This window comes from Dysosmobacter sp., assembly GCF_052306735.1.
Lineage (GTDB): Bacteria > Bacillota > Clostridia > Oscillospirales > Oscillospiraceae > Oscillibacter.
In genome coordinates this window covers 20,593-32,449 of the sequence record NZ_DAWBAJ010000023.1, presented here as the reverse complement: position 1 = coordinate 32,449, position 11,857 = coordinate 20,593, and the positions used below count along the sequence as shown (strand labels likewise).

Here is an 11,857-nt window from a genome sequence, read left to right as displayed (position 1 = left end):
TGGCCCTGGCGGCCTATGCCGGCAGCGCCATTGCCAAGGCGGATCCCATGAAGACCGGTATCAATGCAACGAAGCTGGCCATTGCGGCCTTTATCGTGCCTTACATCTTTGCAGTGAGCCCCCAGATGCTCTTCATCGATGTGGGCAGCAGCTTTGAGGTGGTACAGATCTGCATCACCGCACTGCTGGGTATCTTCGGCGTGGCGGCAGCCTTCAACGGCTTCCTCTACTGCCGGATCAATCCCCTGTTCCGTATCCTGCTGATTGCTGGCGGCCTGGGCATGCTGATTCCCGGTGCCGTGACGGATATCGCCGGCCTTGTGGTGGTGGTAGGTGTGGTGCTGGCCCAGCGGGCTCTGGCCAAGAAGGCAGCCGCCGCCTGATCTTCCTTTTTCGAAAAAGCCGCGTTCTCTCAGAGAACGCGGCTTTTTTTGCCGTCGGGACAACTTTTTGGCATGGAATACCGTCTATTAAAAATAAGCTGTTGCAGGTACGGAAAGGGAAGGAAAAATTTCTCAAAATACCACAAAACTGTAACTGTTTTGTTGTTGCTTTGCCTGACAGGGTGTACTAGCATGGGTAGTACAGTTAATACGGACTGACGAAAAAGAGGAGATCGTATCATGGCTGAAGTCAAGGATTTGGAACAGAACGACCTGCCCCAGGCTGCGTCTGCCCCGGAGAATATGGCGCAGGCGGCTCCGGAAGGGGGGACGGCCCGGAAAGGGCTCAAAGAGACATGGCGCGGTATGCCCCGGAAAAAGAAACGGCAGATCATCCGGCGGGGCATTGCCCTGGTGATAGTGGTGGCTCTGGTGATCGGAGGGGTGAAGTTCTGGAAGGGACGGAGCCCGGGAGATACCCAGATTGTCACCGATGTGGTCAGCTATGGCGCCATCACCTCCACGGTGGAGGGCAATGGCCTTACCAAGGCCAAAAACAGCGAGACCATTACCCTGACTACCCCTGGAACAGTCCAGGAGGTCATGGTTACCGAGGGACAGATGGTCAATGAGGGGGATCCCCTGTTCGTGGTGGATTCCGAGGCCGCCCGCACCGCCGTACAGAAGGCCCGCACGGATGTGGAGGGATATGAGAAGCAGCTGAACACCCTGCAAAAGGACATTGCGGGACTGAATCTGGCGGCTGGATATCCCGGCAAGCTGATGGATGTGGTGACCCTGAACCCCGGCGATACCATCAACAAAGGCGATAAGGTGGCCACCCTCTCCGACGATACCCGCCTGCGCCTGGAGCAGTATTACAGCTACGCCTATGAGGGCCAGATCAAAGCCGGACAGACTGTGGATGTTTCCATTCCCGCCCTGATGAGCTCCCTGAAGGGAACGGTGGAGTCCGTCCATATGGTCAGCCGCATCACCCCGGAGGGCTCCAAGCTCTTCTCCGCGGAGATCATCATTCAAAATGACGGCGCACTGACCGCTGACATGATCGCCTCCGCCACCGCTGTGACCGCCTCCGGCGAGAAGGTCTATCCCTATGAGCCCGGCAAGCTGGAATACTACCGCACCGGCGATCTGTGTTCCACCGTCAGCGGCACGGTGATCTCCAGCAGCCTGGTGGATTATCTCCAGGTGTCCCAGGGCCAGGTGCTGGTGCGCATCGACGGCGAGAGCAGTGAAAGCGAGATCTTCACCGTCCAGCAGAGCCTGGAGGAAGCCCGCAAGACTCTGGCCACTGCGGAGGAAAACCTGGCCAACTGCAGCGCCGTGGCGCCCATCAGCGGTACGGTCATCGGCCTGATCCTGACCCCCGGCAGCGAAGTGGAGGCAAACACCGCCGTCATCACCATCGCGGATACCTCCACCATCGTGGTGGACGCCACCGTGGACGAGCGGAACGTCAGCTACGTCAAGCCCGGCATGCCGGTGGAGATCGACCAGTGGGGCACCACCTTCTACGGCACCGTGGATACGGTGAGCCTTAACTCCAAGGCGGAAAACGGCGTGGCTACCTATCCCATGGTCATCAGTGTGGACAATCCCGACGGCTCCCTGATGACCGGCAGCTATGTCAACTACAAGCTTACCGCCAGCGAGAATGACAACTGCCTGGTGGTTCCCATCCAGTGCGTCAAGTCCGTACCGCTGGAGGATGGCAGCGCGGCGGATGTGCTGTTCGTCAAGTCTGATACCCGGCCGGACAACGCCATCGATGTGTCTGTCACCGTGGACGGCCTGCCGGATAAGGGCTTCTGGCCGGTGCCTGTGGAGACCGGCATTTCCGATGAGTACAATGTGGAGATCAAGTCCGGTGTGGAGGAGGGAACGGAGGTCTTTACCACCGCTCCGACCACGGGAATGATGTAAGGTGGACGCCATGCTGATTGAGATTCAAGACGTCTACAAGATTTACGGGGAGGGACTGGAAAGCGAAGTCCGGGCCCTGGACGGCGTGAGCCTGAACATCGACCGCGGTGAATTCGTGGCGGTGGTGGGCCAGTCCGGTTCCGGTAAGTCCACCATGATGAACGTGCTGGGCTGCCTGGATATCCCCACCCGGGGAACCTACCTGCTGGACGGCACCGATGTGCGGGAGCTGACAGACAAGGAGCTCTCCCATATCCGCAACAAGCAGATCGGGTTTATCTTCCAGCAGTACAACCTGATCCAGAGCCTCACGGTGCTGGAAAATGTGGAGCTGCCTCTGATTTACCAGGGGATCAAGGCCGATGACCGCTATGATATGGCCATGAACGCCCTGGAGCGGGTGGGGCTGGTAAGCCGGTACAAGCACCGGCCCACCCAGATGTCCGGCGGCCAGCAGCAGCGGGTGGCCATTGCCCGGGCCATCGCCGCCCATCCCCCCATCATTATGGCCGACGAGCCCACCGGCGCCCTGGACTCCCACACCGGACAGGAGGTACTGCGGTTCTTGCAGCAGCTGAACAAAGAGGGCAGCACGGTGATCCTCATTACCCACGATAACGGCATCGCCGCCACGGCCCGCCGGTGCGTCCGGCTGCAGGACGGCAAGATCGTGGAGGACCGGCAGCAGGAGGTGGACTGGTTTTGAATATCCGACAGGCAATGAAGATGGCCCTGCGGTCCATTCTGGGCAATAAGGGCCGGTCCATCCTCACCATGCTGGGCATCATCATCGGTATCGCCTCCGTCATGACCATCGTGTCGGTGGTCAACGGACAAAACCAGCAATCCCTCAAACAGTTTGAGGCCATGGGCACCAACCGCATCAGTGTGTCGCTGTATCTATACAGCGGTCAGGACAGCTTCGAGGATCTGTACAACTATTGCAACAGCCTGGGAAAGGATTTGGTGGTGGGCGTGACGCCTTCCGGAATGGCCAGCGCCACGGTGTCCTATGGAACAAAAAACAGCAACACCATGCAGAAAAACCAGGAGAATATGTTCGGGGAAAACGGTGCCATCCGCACGGATGTGGAACTGCCTCCCGACCTGTATTACGGCAGCGACCAGTATGCAGTGTGCAACAATTATCAGCTGGAGAAAGGGCGGGACCTGAGCTTTCTGGATATCCGCCAGTACAATCAGGTGTGTGTCATGGGCGCCCGGGCAGCCCGCAACTTCTTCGGATATGCGGATCCGCTGGGGAAGGATCTCACGGTAAACGGCTACCCCTTCAAGGTGGTGGGTGTTTACAAGGAAAAGGATCCGGACAGCGCCTTTTCCCAGGATAATGTCATCATCTTCCCCTATACCGCGTCCCGGCTGATCAGCCCCGGTCAGAGCATCAGCGACTTTGTGGTAAAGGCCGCGTCCCGGGACGCAACGGACGAGGCCATCAGCCGGATCAACGGCTTTCTCTCCGGCCTGACGGGAAACGGGGACCGGGGTTGGGGCAACGCATACAGCGACAACCAGTGGCAAAATACCCTCAATGAGCAGGCAGCTATGATGAGCATGGTGCTGGGCGGCATCGCCGCCATCTCGCTGCTGGTAGGCGGTATCGGCATCATGAATATCATGCTGGTGACCGTTACGGAGCGGACCCGTGAAATCGGTATCCGCCGGGCTATCGGCGCTGAGCGCAGCTCCATTGTCACGCAGTTCCTGATCGAGGCGGCCATGCTCTGCGGCATCGGCGGCATCATCGGGCTTTCCATAGGAACCGTGGCTACCCGCATCACCGGAAAACTGCTGGTACATATGGATATCTGGCCATCGGTGCCCATTACGTTGGGGGCATTCATGCTGTCGGTGGTGCTGGGGATCCTGTTCGGAATCTATCCGGCGGCAAAGGCGTCTAAGCTCCAGCCTGTGGAAGCGCTGCGGGCAGAATAAGGAGGGAACGATATGAAACGAAGATTTTTGGCCTGGGTGCTGGCTGTCTGCGCGGCACTGAGCCTCATGCTGCCCGCAGCGGCGGCCACCACCCGCTTTTCCGATGTGTCGGATCCCACGATCCGGCAGTCGGCGGAGGTGCTGCGGCTGATGGGCGTCCTGGACGGATACGCAGACGGCACGTTCCGGCCCGGTACCGTTTTGAACCGGGCACAGTTCTGCAAGATGGCGGTTTACGCCATGAACGGCTCCAGTGAGCTGGGGCGGTACAGCACGGTGACAGTTTTCCCGGATGTGAAGCCCTCTCACTGGGCGGCCAGCTATATCAACATGGCGGCAAAAGGCAAGAACATCATCTCCGGCTATCCCGACGGGCGCTTCTATCCTGAACGCACCGTTACGGTGGGACACGCCGTGACTGTGCTGCTGCGGATCCTGGGGTATAAGGACGAAAATATCGGCGGTGTCTGGCCGGACAGCTATATGGCGGTAGCGGCCACCATCGGCCTGACCGAGGGCGTATCCACCAATGGAAACGCCGGCCTTACCAGAGGACAGGCGGCCCGTCTGTTCCGCAATCTCCTGGAGATGGAGGGCGCCGAGGGCGGCACCCTGTATACCCTCAGCGAGGAGACGGATCTGGTGTCCGTGGACGGCGGCGCCGGCACCATGAAGACCAGCGACGGCAAGATCTATCCCATGGTTCATGCGGTGGGAGATACGACCCTGGTGGGTACCCATGGCCGGGTGGTCCAGACGGCGGATGGAAAGGCTCTGACGTTCCTGCCCAACAGCGGCGGCAGCAGCTCCAGCACGTCCGCGGCGGTCATCATCACGGAGGATGGCTCTGCGGCCGGCTTGAGCGCCCTGGCAGGCAACAACAACTATACCATTTACAAGAACGGCGCACCTGCCACCATCGCAGACCTGCGCAAGAACGATGTGGCGGTCTATGCCCCCGGTACCAATTCCATCCGGGTGTGCGATACCCGCATCACGGTTTACTATGAGAACTGCGCGCCCAATCCCCAGTCTCCCACTACCATCACAGCCCTGGGCCACACCTTCAACGTGCTGCCCACAGCGGTGGAGAGCCTGTCCAGATACAAGCCCGGCGATGCAGTGACCCTGCTGCTGACGGTGGACGGCCAGGTGGCCGGAGCGGCGGATCCCAGCGCCAACGCCACCCGCTCCAACGCCGTGGGCGTGGTTTGGGACGGCAAAGTCTACCTGGTCTGCGGCGGCAGCACCATCCAGCTGGACAACGTGCCCGGCGCCGCCGAGCACAACGGTCAGGCGGTGCGCATTGCGGCCAGCCAGAAGGAAAAGGTCTCCCTGAGCGATCAGAAGAACGGCCTCTCCGGCGACCTACTGGTGAGCGCCAGGAGAATGGGCAGCCGGCCTCTGGCGGAAAATGTCCTGATCTTTGACGGCGGCAGGGCCATCGGCATCAATCAGCTGACGATGGATCAGGTGCCGGACAGCCAGATCCTCTACGCCCGGGCCAACTGGGCCGGTGAAGTGGATCTCATTGTCCTGAACCGGACTGTGGATCAGCTGGTGGGCCGCGTCTTTGTGGAGAGCACCCAGTCGCCGGTGTATGACGACGAGGGCAATGTTGTGGGCTCCAAGTGGGATGACCGCGTGGGATTGGAGTTTGGCAACGGCTCCGACCAGCGGGTGGGTCCCTTCGGTGTGCGCTACGGTGTCAAATCCGGCGACTTCGTGACGGCCAAGCTGAATTCCCAGGGTACGGGCTTCGTATCCATGTCCAAGCTGACGGAGCTGCGCAATGTGCCCGCCAGCTCCTGGATCGGCACCTCCGCCGTGACCTTCGGCGGCAGGACGTATACCCTGGATCCCAACACCGTTCTGTGCTACAACTCCGACGGACGGATGTGGATCACCCTGGATGCGGCCAGGGCCTATGCGGACACCTTCAACCTCCACGTCAAGGACGGCGTGGTCTATGTGGTGGAAGTGGGCGGCTGAGTCCATTCCGGAACAAGAAAAAACCAGGACGCGCCATCGCGCGTCCTGGTTTTTTGGTAAAAGCGGAAAAGCTGCGGAGCCTTACACCACCTGGAAGAGGTAGAATTTCAGATAATTGGTCTCCTCCACCCCCCAGAGGATGGGGTGGTCACAGGATTGCTGCCGGGCTTCGATCTGCCGCAGCTGCACCCCGGCGTCCCGGGCGGCGTCGTGGAGCATGGCCACGAACTTCTCCTCCGTTGCAAAGTGGGAGCAGGAGCAGGTGGCCAGCAGGCCGCCTCGGGGCAGCAGACGCATGGCCCGGTAGTTGATCTCCTTGTAGCCGGCCAGGGCGTTGTGCACCGTCTTGCGGGACTTGGTGAAGGCCGGCGGATCCAGGATGATGAAGTCGTAGCGCTTGGGCTCCTTTTCCAGAGCGGGCAGCAGGTCAAAGACATTGGCCGCCACGCATTCCATCACGCCGTCCAGGCCGTTGCGCTCCGCGTTGGCCCGGGCCATCTCCACGGCGGATTCCGACACGTCCACGGCGGTGACGTGGGCGGCGCCGCCCATGGCGGCGTTGAGGGCGAAGGAGCCGGTGTGGGTGAAGCAGTCCAGCACCGTGCGGCCCCTGGCCAGGCGGGCCACTGCCCGGCGGTTGTACTTCTGGTCCAGGAAAAAGCCGGTTTTCTGGCCGTTTTCCACGTCCACCAGGTATTTCACGCCGTTTTCCATGATCTCCGTTATGGGGGAATCCGGCACAGCCTCTCCCGGCAGGGGGAACCAGCGCTTTTCCTGTGCAAGGCCTTCTTTTTCCCGCAATGCCACGTCGTTGCGTTCAAAGACGCCCCGGATGGCCTGGCCGTCTTCCCGGAGAATGGACACCAGTTCCGGGATCAGGTGATCCTTGATGCGCTCCATGCCCACGGAGAGAACCTGGATGGAGAGAAGATCGTGGAACTTGTCCACGGTCAGGCCCGGGAAGGCATCCGCCTCTCCGAAGATAATGCGGCAGGCGTCCAGATCCTCCGCCGACATGACAGCCTTGCGGTAATCCCATGCCCAGCGGAGCTTGCGCTGCCAGAAGGCCGCATCAAACCGGTCGTTGGCATTGCGGGAGATCAGGCGGACGCGGATCTTGGAGTGCTCCGACAAAAAGCCGGTGCCCAGGTACCGGTCCTTTTTGCTGACCACATCCACGAGACCGCCGTTTTCCGCGCCCTCTTCAGCAGCAAGTACCTCCGCGTCGTAGACCCAGGGGTGGCCCCGGAGAATGGCGGCCTCCGCCTTGGGTGTGACGGTGTATTTAGGATAGTCCCGTTGTGTTTTCATGGTGGCGTTCCTTTCCTGCGGCAGTTGATTTTCCCCAGTGTAGCACATTTTTTGCCGGATTGCCATATCCATGGAATACAGGCAATCAAAATGAGGAGGGGAGACCATGCCCATTATCTATTTGAGCCCGTCCACCCAGGAGTGGAATCAATATGTCACCGGCAGCGGGTCAGAGGAGTACAATATGAATCTGCTGGCGGATGCCCTGGAGCCCTATCTGCTCTCCAACGGGATCCGGTACCGGCGAAACCGCCCGGAGATGACCGCCGCCTCTTCCATCCGGGAGGCCAACGCCGGGGAGTATGACTTCTATCTGGCCCTGCACTCCAACGCTGCCCCTGAGGGGCGCTACGGAGAGGAGCGGGGGATCATCGCTTTCTACTATCCCGGCAGCAGCGAGGGGCAGCGGGGGGCGGAGCTCATTGCCCAGGAGCTCCGGCAGATTTATCCGCTTCCCCGGAAAGTCACCACCCGGGCCACCACTTCGCTGGGCGAGGTGCGTCAGCCCCGGTTTCCGGCGGTGCTGGTAGAGATCGGATATCACGACAACTACGCCGACGCCCAGTGGGTGGAGGGACACCGGGACGCCATCGCCCAGCAGTTGGCCCGGGCCCTGACGGAGTTTTTTGGCCTGCCCTTTATCTATCCCATGGAGCCGGTGCAGGGCAGGGTGAATGTGGGCTATGGAACGCTGAATCTGCGGGATTATCCGGATTCCTCCGGGAACATCCTGGCCAATCTGCCCAATGGAGCCCCTGTCACCATCTACGGCGAGTGGGAAGGGTGGTATGTGGTTCACTATGGGGAGACTGTGGGCTATGCCGCCGCGGCCTATATCGAGGCACAGTGAAAAGGCTGGGGACCATTCAAGCCAAAATCCGGACGGGTATGACCAAACCCACACTTTTGCTTGACAGGGCCACTTCAAACGATTAAACTAAAAACGGATAATCATCGGAGGACAGCAGGGGTGCCGTCCGATTGTTTTCTGAACTGTGCGGCCGGGCCGTTTGCCGGCCCGGTCTGCATATACAGCGAATCAATACCGGAATCAATGAGGAGGTATCACCAACCGTGGAAATCGTCATCGCCCTGATCGGGCTGGTGGTCGGCGGTGTGATTTGCTTCCCTCTCGGTATTCGCTATCGGAAGAATGTGTCCGAAAAGGAAATCTCAAGCGCAGAAGAAGAGGGAAAGCGCATCATCAATGAGGCCATCAAGAGCGCCGAAACTAAGAAGAAAGAGGCACTGCTGGAAGCCAAAGAAGAGATTTTGAAAAACCGCAGCGAATACGAGAAGGAAGAGAAGTCACGCAGAGCCGACCTGCAGCGGCAGGAAAATCGTCTGCAGCAAAAGGAAGAGAGCCTCGACCGCAAGACCGAGGCTTTGGAAAAGAAGGAAGAGTCCCTGGCCCAGAAGCACGCCGCTCTGGACAAGGAAAATGAAGAGATCAAGGTCATCAAGCGCAGCCAGACTGAGATGCTGGAGCGCATTTCCGGCTTTACCGCGGAGGAGGCAAAGCAGTACCTCATCGATCAGGTGGAAGCGGAAGTGACCCACGAGACTGCCCTCAAGATCAAAGAGGTGGAGTCCCGGATGAAGGAAGAGTGCGAGGCCCGCGCCCGGGAAGTGGTGGCGCAGGCCATTCAGCGGTGCGCCGCCGATCAGGTGGCCGAGATGACCGTCAGTGTGGTTCCCCTGCCCAATGACGAGATGAAGGGCCGTATCATCGGCCGCGAAGGCCGCAATATCCGTACCATCGAGACCCTCACCGGTGTGGATCTCATCATCGACGATACGCCGGAGGCCATCACTGTCTCCTGCTTTGAGCCTGTGCGGCGTGAGATCGCCCGCCTGGCTCTGGAGAAGCTCATCGCCGACGGCCGGATCCATCCCACCCATATTGAGGAAATGGTGGAGAAGGCCCGCCGGGAGGTGGAGGCCACCATCAAGGCCGAGGGCGAGCGCGCCACCTTTGAGTGCGGTGTGCGGAACCTGCACCCGGAGCTGGTGAAGATGCTGGGCCGGCTCCACTACCGTACCAGTTACGGCCAGAACGTGCTCCAGCACTCCATCGAAGTCAGCCATATCGCCGGTATGATGGCCGCGGAGCTGGGCGCCGATGTCCAGGCCGCCAAGCGTGCCGGATTGCTCCACGACCTGGGCAAGGCCGTGGATCACGAGCTGGAGGGTACCCACGTCTCCCTGGGCGTGGAGTTTGCCCGCAAGTACAAGGAGCGGGACGACATCATCCACGCCATTGAGGCCCATCACAACGATGTAGAGCCCCGCACCATTGTGGCCTGCCTGGTACAGGCGGCAGACGCCATTTCCGCTGCCCGGCCCGGTGCCCGGCGGGAGAACCTGGAGAACTACATCAAGCGGCTGGAGCAGCTGGAGACCATCACCGGCTCCTATCCCGGTGTGGATAAGGCCTACGCTATCCAGGCTGGCCGCGAGGTGCGGGTCATGGTCAAGCCCGAGCAGGTGTCCGAGGATCAGATGGTCATTCTGGCCCGGGATCTGGCCAAGAAGATCGAAGAGGAAATGGAGTACCCCGGTCAGATCAAGGTTCATGTCCTGCGGGAGACCAAAGTGGTGGAATACGCCAAGTAACCAGTCTCTTGAGAAGCGGAGCGCGCTGCGCTCCGCTTCTTTTTGCCCGGACAGGGCGGCATGGACGGCCAAGCGGGTATTTTGCCCCGGTGGGGGCCCCGTAGCGGTTGACATTTCCGGGTGGAACCGATACAATATAAATTCAGTGAAAACCGCACATTCACCCGTGATTTCATAATAAAGAAGCAAAGGATTTGAGAGATATGGCACAGGATAAAAGACAGGTAGACGCCATTACCAGCCGGGACGTGGATTTTGCCCAGTGGTATACCGACGTCTGCAAAAAGGCAGAGCTCATTGACTATACCTCCGTCAAGGGCCTCTTCATCTACCGCCCCTACGGCTACGCCATCTGGGAGAATATCCAGGCGGAGCTGGACCGGCGGTTCAAGGAGACGGGGCATGAGAACGTGTATCTTCCCGTTCTGATCCCGGAGTCCCTCCTCCAGAAGGAGAAGGATCATGTGGAGGGCTTCGCCCCGGAGTGCGCCTGGGTCACCATGGGCGGCAGTGAGAAGCTGGAGGATCGTATGTGTGTCCGGCCCACTTCCGAGACCCTCTTCTGCGAGCACTACGCCAATATTATCCACTCCTGGCGTGACCTGCCCAAGCTCTACAACCAGTGGTGCTCCGTGCTGCGCTGGGAGAAGACCTCCCGTCCGTTCCTGCGCCATCGGGAGTTCCTCTGGCAGGAGGGCCACACCATGCACGCCACTGCCGAAGAGGCCCGGGAAGAGACCATGCGGATGCTGAACATCTATGCCGACTTTATGGAAAACGTCCTGGCCATGCCGGTGATCCGGGGCCGCAAGACCGATAAGGAAAAGTTCAACGGCGCCGAGGAGACCTACACCGTGGAGTGCATGATGCACGACCACAAGGCCCTCCAGGCCGGCACCAGCCACTACTTCGGCGACGGCTTCGCCAAGGCTTTTGATATTACCTTTGCCGGTAAGGACAACCAGCCCCACCATCCCCACCAGACCAGCTGGGGCGTTTCCACCCGGATGATCGGCGGCATCATCATGACCCACGGCGACGATAACGGCCTGGTGCTGCCTCCCCGCATCGCCCCTGTCCAGGTGGTGGTGATTCCCGTGGCGGCTCACAAACCCGGTGTGCTGGACGCTGCCGCTGCCCTGCGGGACCGTCTGAAGGCCGCCGGTATCCGCTCCAAGATGGACGATTCCGACAACTCTCCCGGCTGGAAGTTCGCTGAATACGAGATGAAGGGCGTGCCCCTGCGGGTGGAGATCGGCCCCAAGGATCTGGAGAAAGAGCAGTGCGTCATCGCCCGCCGGGATACCGGTGAGAAGGTGTTTGTGGCGCTCAGCGAGCTGGAGACCAAGGTGCAGGAGCTGCTGGATGCCGTTCACGACAATCTCTTTGCCATGGCCCTCAAGAACCGGGAGGAGAACACCTTCGATATCAAGACTCCCGAAGAGGCCAAGGCCATTGCGGAAGGGCCGGGCGGCTTCCTGCGTTCCAAGTGGTGCGGCTCCCTGGAGTGTGAGCTGGCCATGAAGGAGCGGGCCGGCGTCACCTCCCGGTGCATGCCCCTCCAGCAGAGCGGAACCGAGGGCGTGTGCCCCGTGTGCGGCAAGCCCTGCAAGACGGACATCTACTGGGGCGTGGCTTACTGAGTCCTGACTCTG

General features: G+C 60.3%; 8 protein-coding genes and 1 pseudogene. 8 read left to right on the top strand and 1 reads right to left on the bottom strand.

Going from position 1 to position 11,857, the window contains the following annotated elements:
* The 5 genes and pseudogenes from ACT67G_RS07465 to ACT67G_RS07445 all read left to right on the top strand — a co-directional run.
* Positions 1–383 (top strand): annotated as a pseudogene (locus ACT67G_RS07465) (TRAP transporter permease); the annotation flags it as partial.
* Between the two features lie 240 nt (positions 384–623).
* On the top strand, positions 624–2,330 hold the full coding sequence (locus ACT67G_RS07460) for an HlyD family efflux transporter periplasmic adaptor subunit (protein ID WP_325247950.1): 1,707 nt from the start codon (positions 624–626) through the stop codon (positions 2,328–2,330).
* 10 nt (positions 2,331–2,340) lie between these two features.
* Positions 2,341–3,036, top strand: a complete 696-nt coding sequence (locus ACT67G_RS07455; RefSeq protein WP_325247948.1) for an ABC transporter ATP-binding protein — start codon at positions 2,341–2,343, stop codon at positions 3,034–3,036.
* Positions 3,033–4,283 carry an ABC transporter permease gene (locus ACT67G_RS07450; protein ID WP_443663832.1) on the top strand — a complete coding sequence of 417 codons (1,251 nt, stop codon included), beginning with the start codon at positions 3,033–3,035 and terminating at the stop codon, positions 4,281–4,283. Before ACT67G_RS07455 ends, ACT67G_RS07450 begins: the two co-directional genes overlap by 4 nt.
* A gap of 12 nt (positions 4,284–4,295) precedes the next feature.
* Positions 4,296–6,275, top strand: coding sequence for an S-layer homology domain-containing protein (locus tag ACT67G_RS07445; RefSeq protein ID WP_443663830.1), 1,980 nt, complete (start codon positions 4,296–4,298; stop codon positions 6,273–6,275).
* An 81-nt stretch (positions 6,276–6,356) separates the two neighbouring features.
* Here the strand turns inward: ACT67G_RS07445 and ACT67G_RS07440 are convergent, their stop codons facing one another.
* On the bottom strand, positions 6,357–7,586 hold the full coding sequence (locus ACT67G_RS07440; protein ID WP_443663828.1) for a class I SAM-dependent rRNA methyltransferase: 1,230 nt from the start codon (positions 7,584–7,586) through the stop codon (positions 6,357–6,359).
* A gap of 106 nt (positions 7,587–7,692) precedes the next feature.
* Between ACT67G_RS07440 and ACT67G_RS07435 the strand changes: the two genes are divergently transcribed.
* From ACT67G_RS07435 to proS, 3 genes are all read left to right on the top strand, one after another.
* Complete coding sequence (locus ACT67G_RS07435) at positions 7,693–8,436, top strand: N-acetylmuramoyl-L-alanine amidase (RefSeq protein ID WP_325244289.1); 744 nt, start codon at positions 7,693–7,695, stop codon at positions 8,434–8,436.
* Positions 8,437–8,660: 224 nt separating this feature from the next.
* Positions 8,661–10,202 carry a ribonuclease Y gene (gene rny / locus ACT67G_RS07430; RefSeq protein ID WP_325244287.1) on the top strand — a complete coding sequence of 514 codons (1,542 nt, stop codon included), beginning with the start codon at positions 8,661–8,663 and terminating at the stop codon, positions 10,200–10,202.
* A 203-nt stretch (positions 10,203–10,405) separates the two neighbouring features.
* A complete protein-coding gene (proS, locus tag ACT67G_RS07425; protein WP_326215630.1) occupies positions 10,406–11,845 on the top strand; it encodes a proline--tRNA ligase in 1,440 nt (479 codons plus the stop codon).
* Positions 11,846–11,857 lie beyond the last annotated feature (12 nt).